The 17,988-nt window shown below is 69.4% G+C and carries 17 protein-coding genes and 6 pseudogenes; 9 read left to right on the forward strand and 14 right to left on the reverse strand.

From position 1 onward, the window contains the following. The first annotated feature begins 137 nt into the window (after window positions 1–137). The 4 genes and pseudogenes from RWE79_RS00775 to RWE79_RS00790 all read left to right on the forward strand — a co-directional run. Window positions 138–2,108 (forward strand): ATP-binding protein, encoded by a 1,971-nt coding sequence (locus RWE79_RS00775; RefSeq protein WP_475938060.1) that lies wholly within the window; start codon window positions 138–140, stop codon window positions 2,106–2,108. A gap of 47 nt (window positions 2,109–2,155) precedes the next feature. Continuing rightward, window positions 2,156–2,374, forward strand: a complete 219-nt coding sequence (locus tag RWE79_RS00780) for a hypothetical protein (RefSeq protein ID WP_475938061.1) — start codon at window positions 2,156–2,158, stop codon at window positions 2,372–2,374. Between the two features lie 220 nt (window positions 2,375–2,594). After that, window positions 2,595–2,708, forward strand: a pseudogene (locus RWE79_RS00785) (SUKH-4 family immunity protein); the annotation flags it as partial. A 278-nt stretch (window positions 2,709–2,986) separates the two neighbouring features. Next, a pseudogene (locus tag RWE79_RS00790) lies at window positions 2,987–3,460 on the forward strand (SUKH-4 family immunity protein); the annotation flags it as partial. A gap of 30 nt (window positions 3,461–3,490) precedes the next feature. Here the strand turns inward: RWE79_RS00790 and RWE79_RS00795 are convergent. The 3 genes from RWE79_RS00795 to RWE79_RS00805 form a co-directional block, all read right to left on the reverse strand. Continuing rightward, window positions 3,491–3,637, reverse strand: a complete 147-nt coding sequence (locus RWE79_RS00795) for a DUF1048 domain-containing protein (RefSeq protein ID WP_475945531.1) — start codon at window positions 3,635–3,637, stop codon at window positions 3,491–3,493. Further along, window positions 3,613–3,786, reverse strand: coding sequence for an ankyrin repeat domain-containing protein (locus tag RWE79_RS00800; protein ID WP_475938062.1), 174 nt, complete (start codon window positions 3,784–3,786; stop codon window positions 3,613–3,615). The genes RWE79_RS00795 and RWE79_RS00800 overlap by 25 nt, the downstream gene beginning before the upstream one ends. Window positions 3,787–4,189: 403 nt before the next feature. Continuing rightward, on the reverse strand, window positions 4,190–4,396 hold the full coding sequence (locus RWE79_RS00805; RefSeq protein ID WP_475938063.1) for a hypothetical protein: 207 nt from the start codon (window positions 4,394–4,396) through the stop codon (window positions 4,190–4,192). Between the two features lie 646 nt (window positions 4,397–5,042). On the opposite strand from RWE79_RS00805, the gene RWE79_RS00810 reads away from it, so the two are divergent. Next, window positions 5,043–5,411, forward strand: a complete 369-nt coding sequence (locus RWE79_RS00810) for a hypothetical protein (RefSeq protein WP_475938064.1) — start codon at window positions 5,043–5,045, stop codon at window positions 5,409–5,411. A gap of 41 nt (window positions 5,412–5,452) precedes the next feature. On the opposite strand, the gene RWE79_RS00815 is transcribed toward RWE79_RS00810, so the two are convergent. The 4 genes and pseudogenes from RWE79_RS00815 to RWE79_RS00830 form a co-directional block, all read right to left on the reverse strand. After that, window positions 5,453–5,575 (reverse strand): hypothetical protein, encoded by a 123-nt coding sequence (locus tag RWE79_RS00815; RefSeq protein ID WP_475946425.1) that lies wholly within the window; start codon window positions 5,573–5,575, stop codon window positions 5,453–5,455. 231 nt (window positions 5,576–5,806) lie between these two features. After that, window positions 5,807–6,067 (reverse strand): annotated as a pseudogene (locus tag RWE79_RS00820) (TniQ family protein); the annotation flags it as partial. Continuing rightward, a pseudogene (locus RWE79_RS00825) lies at window positions 6,064–6,255 on the reverse strand (ATP/GTP-binding protein); the annotation flags it as partial. The pseudogenes RWE79_RS00820 and RWE79_RS00825, both read right to left, overlap by 4 nt. Next, a complete protein-coding gene (locus tag RWE79_RS00830; protein WP_475938065.1) occupies window positions 6,216–6,488 on the reverse strand; it encodes a hypothetical protein in 273 nt (90 codons plus the stop codon). The gene RWE79_RS00830 and the pseudogene RWE79_RS00825, both read right to left, overlap by 40 nt. A gap of 331 nt (window positions 6,489–6,819) precedes the next feature. On the opposite strand from RWE79_RS00830, the pseudogene RWE79_RS00835 reads away from it, so the two are divergent. Both RWE79_RS00835 and RWE79_RS00840 read left to right on the forward strand, forming a co-directional pair. Continuing rightward, window positions 6,820–7,824, forward strand: a pseudogene (locus RWE79_RS00835) (IS5 family transposase). A gap of 77 nt (window positions 7,825–7,901) precedes the next feature. Continuing rightward, window positions 7,902–8,851, forward strand: a pseudogene (locus tag RWE79_RS00840) (ISAzo13 family transposase); the annotation flags it as partial. Window positions 8,852–9,015: 164 nt separating this feature from the next. On the opposite strand, the gene RWE79_RS00845 reads toward RWE79_RS00840, so the two are convergent. The 7 genes from RWE79_RS00845 to RWE79_RS00875 form a co-directional block, all read right to left on the reverse strand. After that, window positions 9,016–10,281, reverse strand: coding sequence for an IS701 family transposase (locus RWE79_RS00845; protein WP_475938066.1), 1,266 nt, complete (start codon window positions 10,279–10,281; stop codon window positions 9,016–9,018). Window positions 10,282–10,486: 205 nt separating this feature from the next. Then, the gene (locus tag RWE79_RS00850; RefSeq protein ID WP_475938067.1) at window positions 10,487–11,695 is read right to left on the reverse strand and encodes a DUF3500 domain-containing protein; all 1,209 of its coding nucleotides are present in this window, start codon (window positions 11,693–11,695) and stop codon (window positions 10,487–10,489) included. 10 nt (window positions 11,696–11,705) lie between these two features. Beyond that, on the reverse strand, window positions 11,706–12,092 hold the full coding sequence (locus RWE79_RS00855) for a RidA family protein (RefSeq protein WP_475938068.1): 387 nt from the start codon (window positions 12,090–12,092) through the stop codon (window positions 11,706–11,708). Window positions 12,093–12,098: 6 nt separating this feature from the next. Continuing rightward, the gene (locus tag RWE79_RS00860) at window positions 12,099–12,950 is read right to left on the reverse strand and encodes a fumarylacetoacetate hydrolase family protein (protein WP_475938069.1); all 852 of its coding nucleotides are present in this window, start codon (window positions 12,948–12,950) and stop codon (window positions 12,099–12,101) included. Beyond that, entirely contained in the window at window positions 12,947–13,417 is a 471-nt protein-coding gene (locus tag RWE79_RS00865) for a YybH family protein (RefSeq protein ID WP_266752244.1), read from the reverse strand. Before RWE79_RS00865 ends, RWE79_RS00860 begins: the two co-directional genes overlap by 4 nt. Further along, window positions 13,414–14,712 carry an FAD-dependent monooxygenase gene (locus RWE79_RS00870; protein ID WP_475938070.1) on the reverse strand — a complete coding sequence of 433 codons (1,299 nt, stop codon included), beginning with the start codon at window positions 14,710–14,712 and terminating at the stop codon, window positions 13,414–13,416. The genes RWE79_RS00865 and RWE79_RS00870 overlap by 4 nt, the downstream gene beginning before the upstream one ends. A gap of 38 nt (window positions 14,713–14,750) precedes the next feature. Next, window positions 14,751–15,497 carry a dienelactone hydrolase family protein gene (locus RWE79_RS00875; protein ID WP_475938071.1) on the reverse strand — a complete coding sequence of 249 codons (747 nt, stop codon included), beginning with the start codon at window positions 15,495–15,497 and terminating at the stop codon, window positions 14,751–14,753. A 201-nt stretch (window positions 15,498–15,698) separates the two neighbouring features. Here RWE79_RS00875 and RWE79_RS00880 point away from each other — a divergent pair, with 201 nt between their 5' ends. Continuing rightward, complete coding sequence (locus tag RWE79_RS00880; RefSeq protein ID WP_475938072.1) at window positions 15,699–16,733, forward strand: ABC transporter permease; 1,035 nt, start codon at window positions 15,699–15,701, stop codon at window positions 16,731–16,733. Between the two features lie 74 nt (window positions 16,734–16,807). Further along, window positions 16,808–17,971, forward strand: a complete 1,164-nt coding sequence (locus RWE79_RS00885) for a sugar ABC transporter substrate-binding protein (RefSeq protein ID WP_475938073.1) — start codon at window positions 16,808–16,810, stop codon at window positions 17,969–17,971. Window positions 17,972–17,988: the final 17 nt, after the last annotated feature.

Here is a 17,988-nt window from a genome sequence, read left to right on the forward strand (position 1 = left end):
GAAAGTACGTGCACATGTCATAGTGCCAGGCGTTCGGGGCTGAAACCATGACCATAGGATCAGCGTCCCCAGGTACCGCACGTACCGAACCCACTGACATGTGACGAACGATCTGACAGCGAAGGGCGGCAGAAGCCATGGGCGGCCAGTACGAACCGCATCCGCACATCGGCGGCCGGACGGCCGCGCTGCGCGCGCTGGCCGGATGGCGGATGGACAGACCGGGGACGCCCAGATGCGTCCTGCTGACCGGGAGTTCGGGCAGCGGGGTGTCTCGGCTGCTGACCGGCTTCCTGATGCTGTGCGACCCGGAGTACCGCGAGCGGCTGCCGCTGGACGAGCTCGACCCGGCGATCGTGCCGCCGGACCTGCCCGCGCCGGCCGTGGCGGTGCCGGAGGGGCTGACGGCGGCGCAGGTGCTGTGGGTGCTGGCGGACTACTTCGAACTCAAGGCCTCGAAGACCGAGGACGTGTACGCCGAACTGGCCGCGCTGGACACGCCGGTGACCGTCGTCGTGCCGGACGTGGACCGGGCCGGGGCGCTGCGGGTCGTGGACGAGCCGGCCCGGCTGGTGCGGGAGGTGCTGCGGCCGCTCGCGGCGACCGGGACCGTACGGCTGCTCGCCGACCTACCGCGCGAGCTGGCCGCCGAGCTGGCCGCCGGCCTGCCGCCGGGGACCGCGCAGATCATCGACCTGGACGAGCCCGAATGGGCCGACCCGGAAGGGCTGGTGCTCCAGGCTGACGCGTTGCTCGACCCTCGATTCGGTGCGCCGGAGCTGCCCTTCACCTCTGACCCGGCTGCGCGGCGGGCGCTGGCCGAGGCGATCGCCCGCCGCGCCGGGGCCGGCCGGCTGACCGTGGAGCTCGCGGTGAACGGCATTCTGATGCACCCGCAGGACTTCGACCCGTCGGACGAGAAGCTGCTGCCCGGCGGCATCGGCGAGGCCCTCGACCTGCACGCACGCCGCCTGGGCGCCGCGCCGGAGCTGCTGCGGCAGATCCTCGCGCCGCTGGCCTTCGCCGAGGGCGAGGGACTGCCGGTCGAGCTGTGGGCACCGCTGGCGAGCGCGCTCGCAGGACGGGAGATGAGCGAGGTCATCGCAGGGTCAATGGCACTGGCCGGGCCTTATGTCGCACCCGTCGAGCCCGAGGACGGCGACCCGGACGCGGACGCCGGCTCGGACGCGGACGCGGATGACGGCCGTACGCTGCTCAAGCTCCTGCACCCCGCCCTGGCCGCCGAGATCCGCTCAGGCTTCCCCGACGGCGGCCGCGCCGCCCAGGCGCAGCTCGCGGTGGCCCTGCTGGAGCAGGTGCCCGAGCAGAACTGGGCCAAGGCCGATCCGTACGTCCGCGACTACATCGCCGGCCACGCCCTCGCCGCCGGGCTGCTGCCCCAACTCCTCACCGACCCGGCCTTGTTCATTTACGCCGACCCGGTCGCCCTGCGGGCCGCCGTGGACGCCGTGCCACTGGAGGCGCTGGGCGCCCCGGCCCGTACGTACCGCAGGCTCGCCCCCCTGCTGACCCGCACCCAGGCGCCGGAGCTGCTGCGGGCGGCGCTGCTGGAGTCGGCCTTCGTGGAGGACGGACTGCGGGACTACGCGGAGGCCGTGCAGGCCCTGGGGCTGCCGCTGCCGTGGCGGACGCTGTGGAGCGTGCCGGTGCCGGGGGTGAGCGCGGTAACGGTGGGGACGCTGCAGGCGGCGGATGCGGAGGCCGAGCCCGAAGCCGGGTCCGAGACCGGGGCCGGGGCCGGCGGCGAGGCCGTGCGCGTCGCCGTGCTCGTGGTTCCCGGCGGCACACCGGGTGCGCTTCCGCTGAGCGAGGACGTGTCGGTCCAGGTCCTCGGACTGGACGACGCGGCCCCCCTCGGCGACCTCGACCCGGCCGCCGTCGTGCGCCCCGACGAGGACGAGCGGGCAGCCGCGCCGCTCGCGCTGAGCCGTGGCTCGGACTACGTACGCGTCTGGGACCGCGCCGCCGAGCAGGTCGTCGCGGCCGTGGTCTGCGACCTGCCGTTCACCGGCGCGGACCTCTCCCCCGACGGCGTACTGCTGCTGGCCACCGAGCGCGGGGCCCAGGCCCTGCGGATCAACCGATAGCCTCGTCCGTTGCCCCATGGCGTAATCGTGAGAAGGAGCCCTTCCCCGTGATCAGCCAGGCGCAAGCAGTCGCGACCGCCGAGCGTTGGCTCAACGGCCACGCCCCGCAGGAGCAGCACCGCCGGGTCGGCATCCAGGAGTTCGACCTGGGGTGGGTGGTGTGGGCGGTGCCGCCGCCTGTCGAGGTGGACCCGGTCACCGGGCGCCGCCGCCCGCCCACTTCGGCAACGCCTCCGGGGCCGTCGACCGGCGCACCGGCGAGCTGACCGTCTGGCCCTCGGTGCCGGCCGACGAAGTCGTCCGCATGTACCAGGCCAAGCACGGCTCGGGAGCCGACGCCTCCGCCGCCCCGCCGGTCACCGGTCCGGGCAACACGGCCGTCTTCTCGTACGTCGACCCGACCAACGGCGAGGAGAGCACCTTCTTCCGCACCTCCGCCCCGGGCCGGCCCCCGCCGAGTACCAGGTCTGGGCCGAACTCCAGCGCATGGGCGTGCCGGCCGGCAACGTCGTCGCCGTACACACCGATCTGCGGCCCAGCCTGCTGCCCGGCGGCTACACCGGCGAGCTGATCACCGGCGCCTTCCCCAACGCCTCCTTCTCCTGCACCCAGGACTACGGCATGCGGACCGACGAGCGCGCCGAAGGCGTCGCCGTCCTCATCGAGAGCGTCCAGTCCATGCACCACGCCGCCGGCCAGCAGCCCCCGCCCCGCCCGCATCGTCTGCCCCTGCCCTCGGGCATCGCCCCGGCGGAACCCCTGAGCGATGAAGACCTCGGCGAAGAGCTGGCCGACGCCCTGGGCGCCGACGGCGTACTGCGCTACGACGCCGGCGCCGTCACCGGCACCGAGCTCCCCCGTCGGCCGCCGCCACCCTCACCGAGGCCGGCCTCCCCGCTGACATCCCCTTCTTCTTCGCGGCCGACCGCCCCGACGCACCCCCGCCCGGCGGCTTGTTCACCGACGCCGCCACCCATCTCCGGGCCCGGGACTCCGAGGCCTCCGCCAAGGCCCTCGAGACCCTGGCCGGTCACGTCCGCATCGGCTCCGACGGCCTCTACGCCGTCACCGTCCAGTGCCGGGGCGCCGAACCCTGGCTCGGCTCCGTCTGGGCCGTCCACCCGCGCTCCGGCACCGGCCGTTTCGTCAACCAGTCCGTCGCCGCCTTCGACCGTTCCCTGGCCCTGCTCGTCGAGACCCGCGAGCAGATGGACGGCATGAACCCCGCCGAGGCAGGCGCCGCCGTCGCCGCCTTCCAGGAGCGGCTCGCCGCCCTCGACCCGACCGCCCTGGGCGACGTCGAGAACTGGCGGACGGTCGTCATCGAGCAGACGTGGCACGGGCTGTTCTGACCACGACCGACATCAACAGCGACCTGGACATCAACAGCGACTCGGCACGAAGTGCATCAGGTGCTGTTCGATCGCCTCGGCAGCCGTGCGGTAGTTCTCGGGAAGCTCCTTGACGCGCGCCTTGTACGCCCTCCAGCGCTTCTTGGGTCCGATCAGCTTCGCGACAAAGCCGTCCAGCCGTCCCCGTTGTCGTCCTCGATGTCGTAGCCGTCATCGAGAAGGTCACGAAGCTTCGGCAGGTCTTCGTGTTCGACCGCGCTGTGGCCGGCTGACCAGGACATGGGCCCCTCCAGAAGTGCAGTGCTGGTGTGTTCGAAGCGTTTCACGCAGCCGCATCATCCTTGGCCTGCCGGCGTCACGACAGCGGTTATTTGATCTTTGTGGAGTCCGGCTTGCCGCTGCCGGCGGCGTGCGGCTGTGAAGAGAGAATCTTTGACGTGGACCTGACCATTCCGTGATCGTGGTGTCCTACTGGCGGCCGGGCAGCGTCGTGTGCCGGGCCTGGCTGGGTACGGGACTGATAACTGATCCTCCTGGCAGGGCGACGGTCGGTGGCCTGCGGCGACGTTCACAGCGATGAGCCCGCCGCGGCCCGGATGCCAGGACAGCACCTCCCGTGCGGGTGCCCGTCCCGCCCCCGAACACCACACGCCTACCCCCTTCCTGAGCGCCCAGGATGCTGTCGTTCGGCAGCTGGTCGGCGCAGGACACGGTGCCGAGCTGGGCCTTTCAGCCTCCGAAGACCGTCCGGTAGGCCTCCTCGCCCTGCTGGACCACGACGTCCAGTCCGGCCGACACCGCAGTGATCGCGGCCAGGTCGCTGCGCACTCGCTCGAACGCGGCACGGACGCGGCCGGGTTCAGGGGATTCACCCGTGGTCGCTTCAGCGAGGACTTCGGCGTCGCGGATCAGCTCTGCCTGCTGGTCGTCCGGCATGCCGAAAGCCGGCGCAGCTGAGCGAGGGTGAGCAGGACATCGCCACGGATCTCCGCTTCGGCCTTCGCCGCCACCGCGGCCTTCCGGGCCCGGGACGCTTCTCCAGGTACATCAGTACTGGGAGAAGAGGAGTTGCAATCGGCCGGGACGGGCGGATAGGGGGTCTGATCAGCGACAACGGCCATACGGCGGCTCGGGGCTGCAGGGCTGGGAGAGGGGCTTGCCGCAGGGCTCGGCGGGTGGCTCGCTGTCGCAGCGGTGTCCGCCGGGGCCGACGGGGCCGGCGGCGTGTGCGGGGCGGGTGCGGTGGTCATCGCGTACTCGGGATTCTCCTGCCGTCCGCGGCCGGATCGGTGACAGGTCCGGCCCGCACGCGAAGTGGCGCGGGCCGTGGCCACCGCGCGAAGCCACCCCTTGGCTGTGTCACCTTCTCCGGGAGGCGCTTATCGCCGTCTTCGGTGTCCGTTGACAATGAAGTTGGCCCGGGGTGGGGCGGCTGACCTGCGCGGGCCTGGTTGAGTGTCAAGAGTGGCCTTGCCTGTGGCAGTGAGCCGGGCGTGCTTCCAGCGCGGGTTCCCGGTCGAGCGCGGGAACCGCGCCGCGTAGTGGCTCTTTGTTCTTGGCCGGCGGGCGATACTGTTGGGGCGTGGATCATCCCGCCCGGCAGTACTACAACCCCGTGATCTCGGCGGCCGACGAGCGCGCACTGCTGCGGAGGAACTACCTCCTGATTCAAGCTGGTCAAGCAGCGCTGGGACTGATCGGTCCGGACCTTCTCGGGATCGCGATCGAGCCTCGACCGGGCGCGATCGTCCTCCACTTCGCCATCGGCGTGCGCACTCCCGAAGTGCAAGAAGACCTTGATGACATCGTCTTCGAGCTTGAGGCATTCCTCGGCGGCGGCCCCGAACAGCGCTCGGATGTCACTGTCGAGATTCACGTCGGTCAGCCAGACGCGACGTGGTCCGGTCGCCCTCACGCTCTGCTGTTCCTCGCAAAGCCCGAGGTCCAGTAGCTGGGATCCGCTGGCTTGCGCGGCTTCTCGACCGGGTCAGGTCATGATGCAGGGCCGGTCTGCATATGGACGTAGTCCCTGATCCTGCCGTAGGAGACCGAGATGTCGTGCTCGTCCATGAGAGCCGCCCAGATGTCCTTGGGGGTGCGACCAGCTTCGATCATGGCGTCGATGAGGTGTTGGACAGGATCGATGACGCTGGAACGGCGGGGCAGCGGCTTTCGTGGACGTGGGTCCGGGTTCTCCAGGGCCGCTCGGACTGTGCGCAACCCGACGTGGTGGCGTCTGACTAGCGCTCTCATCGACAGGCCTTCAGCCTCGGCGTCATCACGGATTCGTCGGTAGAGGGCTGGCTTGTCGGTGCTCTTCGGCTTCCGGGCGGTCCCTCGCCGGCGCGGAGGGCGGGATGGTTGGGCATCGGCCAGGACGCGCTCAAGCACTTCTGGTGAGCGTCCGGTTGCGGCTGCGAGTCGTTCGAGCCGGGGCTTTCCGAACCAGTTCAGGGAGGCGGTGAGGAACCCGTGGAGGTAGCTGGGCTTGAGGTGGTTGGCGCGGGCCAGGCGGCGGATGTAGGAGTCGGTGCTCTCGCCGGACTGGAGACGGATCCGGACGGGGAGTTGTGCGACTTGATCGAAGGTCCCGAAGGGGCTGGTCATCGCTGGTTGCGGGGCTTGGTTCGGGGTCGGGTGGTCTCGGCGGTGTGGTCCAGCGGGATGGCGTCGAGGCTCTTCTTGGTGATCTTCTCGGTGCCGGTGAGGATCGCGTCGATCGCGGCTCCGCGGATCTGGTGGGACAGGGCGCCGATCATCCCTCCGGTCCGGTGGTGCAGGTAGCGGTCCAGGCCGGTTGTCGGCGTACTCGGTGAAGTGCACAGCCAAGTACAGGTGAACGGGGTCCGGCGAGCAGGAGGGGGATCTGGGCCAGCGGACTGACCGCGAACCCGATGTTGATCGTCGGTCCGATGCCGATCCGGGAGGCGATGCGCGGGGCGAGGAGGGCCCCGGCCAGGCTGCCCGCGCCGCCGACGCCCATGATCACGCCGAACGTCGTGGGGGATACGTGCAGGTCGGCGATCAAGTTTGTGTCAGCAGAGGCCGTGTCCCCCGCAGGCCGTGTCCCTTTCGGCCAGGGCCAAGCCTCTGGCGCGTGTCGCGCTAAGACGGACCATCGTGTCCGATTCTCCGTGACGGATGTGACGGACATCATGTCTCGCCGAACTTGGTGACCGACGAGGGTTCTACGGACGGGAGCCGCCCAGGCGGTTGATTGCGGTGCTGTCCGCCGGCCAGCATTCCTGCGAGTCCTGCATCCATGCCCAAGATTGTCGGGCTCTAGGGCCTGTGTGACGTCGTGATCAATCTTGCCGATCCGGATCCGCCTGGAAGGCGGATCCGGTAGGAAGACGATCGTGACGCGTAGGCAACTCACCGACGAGCAGTGGAAGTTGATCGAGCCGTTCCTGCCGATAGGCGAGTACGGCCCGTACCCCGAGCGGCTGCGTGAGCAGTTCGAGGGGGTGATCTGGCGGTTCCGTACCAGTAGTCAGTGGCGTGAGATGCCGGGCGAGTTCGGCCCGTGGCCGACGGTCTACGGCCGCTTCCGGGTCTGGAGGGACGCCGGCGTGTTCACCGCACTGCTGGAAGGCGTGATCGCTGAGGCCGCCCGCCAGGGGAAGACGGACTTGTCCCTGGTCAGCGTGGACTCCACCACCGCCCGCGCCCACCACGACGCCGCCGGGATGTGCATCGGCAGGGAGGTCATGGACGCTCTGGAGGAAGCCGCCGCCGACCAGGAGCGGGCCCGGCAAAAGGGGGCGGCCCGCCGGAACAGAACGGACAGGACGGAAGCGGCGACCCCGGCCGCGAGGCGCGGCGGCACATCAGGCGACGGCGCAAGCTCCGACTGAAGGAAGCCCTGCTCGGCAGGTCCCGTGGCGGGCTGACGAGCAAGGTTCATCTCGCCGCGGGACCGCAAGTGCCGTCCGTTGTCGTTCGTCCTGACCGCAGGACAGGCCGCCGACAGCCCTCAGTTCGTCCCCGTGCTGGAGAAGGTGCGGGTCCGGCTGCCGGTCGGCCGTCCCCGGACCCGGCCTGGGGCTGTCGCCGCGGACAAGGCCTACTCATCCCGCGCCAACCGTTCTTACCTGCGCAAACGCAACATCAAGGCCGTCATCCCGGAAAAGAAGGACCAGGCTGCCAACCGAAAGAAGAGAGGCAGCCGGGGCGGCCGGCCCCCAGGTCACGACGCCGGTCTCTACAAGGAGCGCAACACCGTCGAGCGCCTGATCAACAAACTCACGGCATGGCGGGGCATCGCGACTCGATACGACAAGACGCCCGAGAGCTACCTCGCCGGCCTCCACCTCCGCGCCTCGATGATCTGGATCAACGACCTGCTGAAGGCAACCGGTTGATCACGACGTCACACAGGCCCTAAGGGCGTGCAGATCTTTAACTCGTGGCTTTTCGTTCGGTGGTTCGTTGGTCCGGCATGAGCAAGTTGGAAGAGCAACGGGCCGTGCTGGCAGCCAAGTTCGAGGCAATACTGCCGCACCTCGACGAGCGGCAGCGTCGCCTGCTGATAGGAGCGGAGGCCCAGTCTCTCGGCCACGGCGGGATCAGAGCGGTCGCCCGCGCCGCCGGCGTCCGTGAGGCCAGGGTGTCTGCCGGAATACGCGAACTCGCCTCCGGAGAAGCCCTGTTGGGACGCATCCGTCGGCCCGGCGCCGGCCGCAAACGCGTCGCCGACCTGAACCCGGCTGTCCGCAAGGCGCTTCTCACGCTGGTCGAGCCCGACGTCCGCGGAGACCCCATGTCGCCGCTGCGCTGGACCACCAAATCCACCCGCAAGCTCGCCGAGGAACTGACCCGGCAGGGCCACCGGATCTGCGCGGATACGGTGGGCGACCTCCTGCGCGAGGAGGGCTTCAGCCTGCAGAGCAATGCCAAGACCCTGGAAGGCCGGCAACACCCCGACCGGGACGCACAGTTCCACTACCTAAACGAACAGGCCCGCGGCCACCAGGACGGCGGGGCTCCGGTGATCAGTGTGGACACGAAGAAGAAGGAACTGGTCGGCCCGTTCAAGAACAACGGCCGTGAATGGGAACCGAGAGGCGAGCCGGTACGGGTCGACACCCACGACTTCCCCGACCGCGAGCTGGGCAGAGCAGTGCCCTACGGCATCTACGACGTCGCCGCGAACACCGGCTGGGTCAACGTGGGCACCGACCACGACACCGCCGCGTTCGCCGTCGAATCCATCCGCCGCTGGTGGAACGGCGCCGGGCGGGCTGCCTATCCCACGGCCGGCCGGCTGCTGATCACCGCCGACGCGGGCGGCTCCAACGGCTATCGCACCCGCACCTGGAAGACCGAACTCGCCCGGTCGCCGCCGAGTCCGGCCTGACCATCACCGTCTGCCACCTGCCTCCCGGCACACAATGCCGTTGCTTGACTACTGAACTATTGCGGGTTGCAGGGTGATGACCTAGTAGTGCCTGGTCAGGTTGATATGGACGTTGGTATGTCGCGGTGACAGGTCGGGCAGGCGCCGGTCCAGAGGGCGAGGAGTGTCTGTAGCTCGCGGACGACTTGGTAGAGGCTCAGGCCGGCGCCGTGTCTTTTGGGGCCCGGGCCAGTCGTTGCAGGGTGCAGAAGGCGTGCGCGACGGAGACGAGGGTGACGTGGTGGTGCCAGCCGTTCCAGGTTCGGCCCTCGAAGTGGGCGAGTCCCAGGGCCTGCTTCATCTCCCGGTAGTCGTGCTCGATGCGCCAGCGGAGTTTGGCGAGCCGGACCAGCGTGGTCAACGGCATGCCGGAGGGCAGGTCGGACAGCCAGAACTGCACCGGCTCGCTCTCGCCGGCAGGCCATTCGGCCAGCAGCCAGCACACGGGCAGTTCCGGGCCGTCGACGTTCTGGCGGACCTCGCGTCCGGCGGGCCGGATGCGCAGGGCCACGAAGCGCGAGTACATCCGCCTGCGGCCCGAGCGGCCGGTGCCGGGCCGGGAGCCCTCCCGCCACTGCACCGGCCGGGCCGCCTTCCGGCCCGCCGCGGTGACCAGCTCCTTCACCGACTGCGGCTTGTCGGGATACTTCGCCACCGGCGGGCGTCCGGTCCCCGCATACGGCTCGGCCACCGGCACCGCGCCGGCGGGCTGAGCCGACAGCGTGCTGGAGATTCCCACGACGTAGTTCAGGCCGCGGGCCTGCAGTCCGTGCCGGAACGCGGCGGCGTCGCCGTATCCGGCGTCCGCGATGGCCAGCGGCACCTCGATCCCCCAGGAGCGGATCTCGTCGAGCATGTCCAGGGCCAGCTGCCACTTCTCCACATGCCCGATATCGTCCGGGATGCCGCAGGCGGCACGTCGGGCGACCTTGTCCGCATCGGCCTTCGGTGAGGCAGGGTCCCAGGTCTGGGGCAGGAACAGCCGCCAGTTGACCGCCGCCGAAGCGTGGTCGGAGGCGAGGTGGAGCGAGACGCCGACCTGGCAGTTGGTGACCTTGCCCGCGGTGCCGGTGTACTGCCGCGACACGCATGCCGAGGCCGTCCCATCCTTCAAGAACCCGGTGTCGTCGAAGACCAGGGCCTCCGGACCGATCGCCTCCTCCATCCGCCAGGCCAGCCGGGCCCGGATGTGCGCCGGGTCCCAGGGGCTGGTGGTGATGAAGTTGGCCAGTGCCTGACGATTGCCGTCCTCCCCGAGCCGGGCGGCCATCGGCTCGACCGACTTACGCTGCCCATCGGTCAGCAGCCCCCGCAGATAGACCTGCCCCCACCGACGCTGATCCTTGCGCGCAAACGGCTCGAACACCCCCGCCGCGAACGCCTCCAACTCACCACGCACCACAGCAATCTCGTCCGGAGTCACACACACTCAACGCCACACCCGACCCACAGGACACGCACCACCACAACCAACCTGACCAAGCCCTACTAGGAGCACGGCGGCGGCTCCGGCCGGGGGTGCACGGCGAGGAGAAGCTGTGCTTCAGCACGTTCGGCGGCCTGATCGTGCCTGATCGCCGGGCGGCCCATGACCGGCGGCCCGGCGATCGACTTGCTTCACGGGTCGGTCAGTGCTTCACGTAGACCTCCGGGACGTACCACCCTCCGGTTTCGAGCGGGGCGTCCTCGGTCGGCCGGTTCGACACCAGCCGGCGCCGCAGGTGCCGGCCGTCCGGGCCGTGCCGCGCGTAGTGGTCGAGCAGCAGGTCGTGACCGAGGTCGTTGTTGAGGTCACGCCAGATCGCGTGGACATGCTGGCCCGCGGCGACCGCGTTGTCGGCCTCGACGAGCAGGTCACGCGTGGAGATCCGGTAGTAGTGGGCAGTGTTCGCCTCGCGTCCGCCTGCCCAGGCGAAACGGATGTCGCGCGGGTCGGCCGCGAGAACCTGCTCGCGGTACTGCCGGGACAGCTCGTCGGGACCGGTTTCCACGTAATAAAGGAGAAGGTCGCGTACGGCATCGAGCTGATCGCCGGTCAGGTCGGCGCCGCTGATGCCCGACGGGTCGGCCTTCACGAAGCGCAGGTGCTCGCGGTCCTCGTCGGTCGTCTCGTAGCCGACGATCCCGAGGTCGACCCAGTCGGGCCATTCCTCGGCGCCGACGTAGGGCACCTGACGGGTGACGAAGTCGGCAGGCGCGACATCGTGGATGACGGCCTGCTCCTGCGCGTCGGGGGACAGTGAATGCAGGATCGTCAGAGCTCGGCGCTCGTTCTCACCGAGTGCGTCCAGCACGCCGGCGCCGACGGGCTGCGCGCCCATCGCGAGCGGCGTGACGGTGAGGTGGCGCTGCGCGACGATCGTGTAGTTGAGGGAGAGGTGGTGGCCGATGACCCGCCAGCCCCACGTGTCCTCGAAGCCCGGCCGCCCCCAGAAGCTGAACCAGTAGCCCTCGGGGTCGCGGAAGTTGCCGGCGAGGACGCCGAAGCCGCGCTCGATCACCTCGAGTTCGCGCAGCATGTGCTCTGTGGCCATCACGGAGAGCGCCTGGCTGTAGCCACGCATGCTGAGGCCGGCCTTGAGCAGCGAGTGAGCGATGACCTTCTGGTGCCGGTCGAGCGAGTGCATCGGGATGCCGGCTCGGTCGGGCTTGGGGATGAAGTCCCAGTCGACACGGCCCGGAGCGTCCATGTCGGGCACGGTCGCCGCGGCCTTGAGGTCGGGGTGGAGCGAGTCGAGCAGCGCCCAGGTGGCGAAGAGCATCCGCTTGATGGTGACGGGTGCCTCGTAGGTCACGGGGCCGGGCGAGGAGCCGCCGGGGTCGGGCAGGTGCTTCATGGTTCCTTCCTCAGTCGCTGAGCACTGCGAACAGGTCGCAGTGGACGACGGCGCCGCGGTCGAGCTGGGCCGCGATCGCCTGCCGGGCGGGGCGGTTGGCCGGGTCGGGGAACATCGCCAGCCACTCCCGGTTGAGCGCCTCGCGGTCGTTGGGGTCGGCGAGGTGGAACGTCATCTTGAGGATGTCGTCCGTCGTGCCGCCGAGCTCGGCCATCAGGGTGCGGACGTGGGCGAAGACGTGTGCGAACTGCTGGTCGGCGTCGGGGGCCATCTCGCCGGTCACCGGGTCGCGGCCGGTGAGGGCGCCGGTCGCGACGAACGGGCCGATCCGGCTGGCGGCCGGGATCGGGTTGACGTGGCAGAACCCGGGGAGGTCGATGCTGGTGCGGGTGCTCATGGCCCCTCAGCCCTCGGCGATGACGCGGTTCTCGATGTGGCCGAGGCCCTGGATCTCCGCGCGGACGACGTCGCCGATCTTGAGGAACTTGCCCTGCGTCGCGCCGATGCCGGCTGGCGTGCCGGTGGCGAGGATGTCGCCGGGCATGAGGGTGAAGACCTGCGAGAGATAGGCGATCTGCTCGTAGATGTCGTGGACCATGTCGTTCGTCGGCCAGTCCTGGCGGACCTCGCCGTTGACGCTGAGGGTCATCCGCAGGTCGTGCGGGTCGGCGATCTCGTCGTCGGTGGTCAGCCACGGGCCGATCGGGCCGTGGGTGTCGAACGACTTGCCGAGCGTGAACGTCGGCGACATCTTCTGAAGCCAGTCGCGGACCGACACGTCGTTGGTGACGAGGTACCCGGCGATGACCGAGCGGGCGTCCTCGACGGACACGTGCTTGCAGCGCCGACCGATCACCACGCCGAGCTCGATCTCGTAGTCGAGGGCGTCGGAGAGGTTGGGCTTCACGATGCCGTCGTAGGGGCCGACGATGCAGGAGACCTGCTTGTTGAACCACATCTGGTTCTCCGGTATGGGGATGCCCGCGGCGCGCGCCTCCTCGGCGTGCTCCTTGTAGTTCATGCCGATGCCGAGGTACTTCTGCGGGTTGTCGATCGGGGCCTCGAGGACCACGTCGGCCAGCTCGTGCGAAAGGCCGCCGGCCGCGAGGATCTCGTGCTTCAGCGAGGGCAGCAGGGGCAGGATCGACCGCAGCGACGTGCCCCCGACGACATCGGAAATGTCGGTGACCCGGTCACCGTCGACACGGCCCAGCCGCGTCGACCCCTCTGCGGTGTGGAAGCGTGCGATCTTCACTGCTGCTCCTCCTGAGCGATCTTGTCGAGGCCAGCCTTCTCCTCGGCGGTGGGGGTCCAGACGTGCTCGCCGTCCGGGGTCATCTGGAAGCTCACGAAGCGCCAGGCGCCGTCCTCGCAGCGCCGCAGCACCTGGATCACCTGGCCGGCGACCGTGCGCTCGGAGCCGTCCGGACTGCCGAGGCGGTTGATCAGACGGCCCGTCATGATCGCGATGTCGCCGATCACACGGATGGTGAGTTCGCCTCGGGTGGCGCCCTTGTAGGGCGCGCGGGTGGCGATGTGCTCCAGGAGTTGGGCCTTCGTGTGGGTCAGGCCGGGCGCGTGGGTGTGGATCAGCGAGTCGTCGTACAGGTCACGCAGCGTGTCGAGGTCGACCTCCAGCAGCGCCCGCTGACGGCTCTCCTCCACATCGAGGATCGCTGCGCGCGTGGCCTCGTCGGCGAGGACCACCGGGGCGACGGTCATGCCTTGGCTCCGTACTCGTCGCGGTCGTTGGTGCGGTAGCCCGTCGCCTCGCCGGCCTCGAAGCCGGGGCGGGGCGAACCGACCAGCGCGTGGTACTTGCTGAAGATCTCGTCGGCCTCCGCGAGCGGGAGAACCTCCTCGATGTCCTTGAAGGGAGCGCCCCCGGTGCGCTCGGCGACCATGCGGCGGATGACCTCGTAGCCCTCGCCGCGCATGTTCATCACGATCCGGTTGACGCCCTCGCGGCGAGCCGCGTCGTACGCGACGAAGGCCGCGCGCGGGTCGTCCGGGGTCTCGGCGAGCTTTTCCACGATGACGCGGGCGTCGAGCATCGCCTGGGTGATGCCGTTGCCGCCGCGGGGGTACATCGCGTGGGCGGCGTCGCCGAGCAGGACGACCCGGCCGTCGACCCAGTTGTCGAGCGGGTCGTGGCGGATCAGGGGGAAGAGGTATACCTCGCGGGCCTCGCGCATCATGCGCCGGACGTCGAGGAAGGGCAGCTCGACGGTGTCGAAGAGCGGGATGACCTCGCTGATGTCGCCGGCCTGGTTCCAGTCCTCGATGGTCTCCTCACCGTTGGTCTCGGCGACCCAGTTGACCAGAGTCCTGCCGGTGCCCTCGAAGTTGTCGGCGATGGGGTAGACGATCATCGAGGCGGTGTTGGGGTCCCCGATGTGCAGGATCGTGTGGCCGTTGCGGAAGGGTTCCATGACCGTGGTGCCGCGCCACATGGTGATGCCGGAGAAGTGCGGCTCGGAGAGCTCGGGGAACATCTGCTGGCGGATGGCGGACTTGATGCCGTCCGCGGCGATGACCGCCGCATGGCGCACCTGCTCCGTGCGGCCGTCGGCGTGCCGGAGGTGGAGGGTCACGCCGGTCTCGTCCTGCGAGTAGCCGGTGACACCGGTGCCGAGGCGGATCGCGTCCGTGCCGAGCCGCTCGAGCGCGACCTTGTAGAACAGCATCTGGAGGGTGCCGCGGTGCACAAAGCGCTGCTCGTGCAGGTAGCCCATGTGCACGCCGCACTTCTCGGCGTAGATCTCCTGGCCGAAGTGGTTGTAGAAGATCGAGTCCTCCGCGTCGACGGAGATCGCACGGAACTCCTCGAGCAGGCCGAGGTCGTTGATCTCGGCCGTGCCGACGGTTTTGATGTCGACGCCGACGCCGAGCGGCTTGAGCTCGGGCACGACCTCGTAGACGACCGGGCGGAAGCCTTTCTGGTGCATGCGGAGCGCGGTGAGCAGGCCGGCCGGCCCGGCGCCGATGATTGCGATGTCGAGATCGGTGGTGGTCATGTCGTTGTCCTCGTCGTTTTAGGGGGATGGATGGGTGGTCAGGAGGCCGGAGCGGAGAGCTCGGCGAGGAAGCCGGTGGTGGCCGCCCAGGCGCGCGCGGCGCTGCGCGCGTTGTAGGCGAACACCTCGGGCTCGGGGGAGGCAGCGGCCTTCGGGCTGGTGAAGGCGTGGGTGGTGCCGCTGTAGAGGTGGAACTGGTGCTCCAGCCCGGCGGAGCTCAGGTGTTCCTCGAGCCGGTGCCGCATGGGAGGCGTCGCCATCGGGTCGTCGGCGCCGATCATCAGCAGCACGGAGCCCGATCCCGGAGTGCTCCAGTCCTGGTCGAGCAGGTCGAGCCCGGGGTGCACCGCGGCGACGCCGGCGACGGCTGCCCCGGTGCGGAGGTACTCGAGCGCCGAGGAACCGCCGAAGCAGTAACCGAGGAGGGCCAGTGGACGGCCGGCGAACTCCGGCTGCGCGTCGAGCGCCGCGTGGGCCGCGGCGACGCGACCCAGCCACAGGTCGTGGTCCTGGGCCATGGCACCGATCAGCGGCCCGATCTCGGTGACTGAGGCAGGCGTGGCGCGCTCGCCCCATACGTCGGCCAGAAACACCGGATGTCCGGCCGCGGCGAGCCGCGTCGCGTTGCCGATCATCTCCTCGCTGATGCCGAAGGCGTCGTGGATGAGCAGGACCGCGGCGGCGGAGGAGTCGCCGGCCGCTCCGCCCTGAGGCGCCATGACCAGACCCAGCATGCGGGTCCCCTCGTGCTGGTACTCGACGTCACGGCCGGCTGCCTGGGTCACGGTTCCCTGCCTCTCTGCGTATGGGATATGGCATGCGCCACACGATGATCCGAAACCGTAGGCGAGATCGTGTACGATTTCAACCATGATTTGCGGTGGCGGCAGGTCTTGTGTCGCAGGCGATTCTGGATATGGTTTCGTACACGATCCTGCAGTTCGGCACCACAGCCCGTACGTACCAGCCAGGGAGTGCCCGATCCCATGTCAGAGATGCCCACGGCCGACCGGCCGACCACCGGCGTGACGTCGCCGCCTGCCCCGGCCACCGCCCCTGTGAAGCAGAGCAGCGGCGCGGTCTGGTTCGCCTCCCGCTTCGCCGTCATCGGCGTCTGGATCGCGCTCGCGGTCCTCTTCTCGGTCCTCCGTCCCGACACATTCATGACGTCGGGCAGCCTCAAGGTGATCTTCGGCAGTCAGAGCCAGGCGGCGCTCGTCTTTCTGACCGCCGCCCTGCTCTGCACGATCGTCGTCGGCGAGTTCGTCGACATGTCGGTCGCCTCCAACTTCGGGCTTGCCGCCATCATGCTGACGACCCTCCATGTCAACCACGGGTGGAGCGTCGGGGCGGCGGTGCTCGCCTCGCTCGTCCTGTCCACCGCGGTGGGCGCCGTGAACGGCTGGCTGGTGGTCAAGGTCGGCGTCAACACCATCGTGGTGACGCTCGGCATGGGAACCTTCCTCCTCGGAATCGCGCTATGGGTCTCCGACCTGATGCCGGTCAGCGGCCTCCCCACGGATTTCAAGGATGTCGCGCTCCAGCCGGTCGCCGGCCTTCCGATCAGCTTCTTCTACGGGCTCACGCTCATGCTCGGGTTCGCTTACGTTCTGCACTTCACGCCGCTGGGCCGCAACATGCGCTTCGTCGGTGAGAGCCGTGAGGTCAGCCGACTGGCCGGTGTGCGCGTGACACGGGTCCGCATCGGGGCCTTCACGACCGCGGGTCTCATCGCCAGCGTGGGAGGGGTGCTCTCCGCCGCGGCCACCGGCGGCTTCGACCCCAACGTGTCGCAGAGCTACCTGCTGCCGATCTTCGCGGCGACCTTCCTCGGCACGGCGATCCTGCAGCCGGGGCGGTTCAACCCGATCGGCACCCTCATCGCTGTCTTCTTCCTGGCGACCGGCGTGCTCGGGCTACAGCTCCTGGGCGCGACCTCGTGGGTCACGAGCGTCTTCTACGGCGGCGTCCTCGTCGTCGCCGTAACCATCTCGACCGTGCTGCGCAGCCGCTCGCGCTGATCACCTGCCGGTCGCTCTCCTGGATCAGCTACACCCCGCCACCGCGTCATTCTCAGCAAACAATGGAGTTCGCCATGAGACCCGCACGTCCCACCCCTCGTCGACGGGCCCGCACCGGGGCCGCAGCCGCAGGAATCGCCCTCCTCGCCGGTTCCCTCGCCGCCTGCGGCGCTGACTCGGAGGACACCGCGTCCGCCGGCCCCGACGGCTCGACCTCCGCAGTCGGCAACAACCTGGTCACGGCGATGAAGCCGCTGGACGCCTACCCCGTCCCGACGGAGAAGCTCGACAACGTCGACTCCGTCGACGGAAAGACGATCTTCTACGTCCCGATCACCAAGCAGGCGCCGCAGTTCACCACCACCGAGAAGACCCTCGCCGCCGCCGCCGAGACCGTGGGCCTCCGCCTCCAGGTCTGCGACGGCAAGGGAACGCCGACCGACATCGGCGGCTGCATAAGCCAGGCGACGGACGCCAAGGCCGCGGCCATCATCGCGGACGCCATCCCGTACGCGCTGGCGGCCAACGGCCTCGACGCCGCGCAGAAGGCCGGCATCCCGGTCGTCATCAGCAACCAGGTGCCCGACCCGTCCCACCCGGCCTCCAAGACGCTCACCTGGGTGCAGGTCCCCGGGAGCGAGCAGCAGATCCGCCTCTTCGACTGGATCGCCTCGGACTCCAAGGGCAAGGCCAACATCCTGGTCAACCAGAGCTCCGACGGCCTGTCGCCCGCCAGCTACGTCGCCGACGGCAAGGCCGCGCTGAAGAAGAGCTGCCCCGACTGCAAGCTGACGGTCAACAAGGTCACGTCCTCCAACTTCGCACTCATCCCCTCCTCGACCAGCGCCGTGCTGCTCAAGGAACCGACCATCAGCTACGCCGACGCGCAGTTCGAGCAGTACCTGCAGCCGACCCAGGGCGGTGTCCAGCAGACGTCGCGTACGGACATCAAGGTCGTCACCGGCGCCGCCTCCCTCGGCGGCATGAAGGCCCTCAAGTCCGGTTCGCTGGCGGCCGTCACCGCCCAGGCCGCGGCCTTCCAGGGCTGGGTCAACACCGACGCGGCGCTGCGCCTGATGCTTGGCCGGCCGGTGCCGGATTACAACATCCCGACCCGTCTGTTCACGAAGGACAACATCGGCGACATCAAGCTGACCGAGGAGGCCGAGCTCTCCGGCGAGTGGTTCGGCCCGGCCACCTTCACCGACGACTTCAAGAAGCTGTGGGGCGTCGCGTGAGCGGGCTCCGTGACCAG

It is taken from the genome of Streptomyces sp. RLA131, from assembly GCF_056270125.1.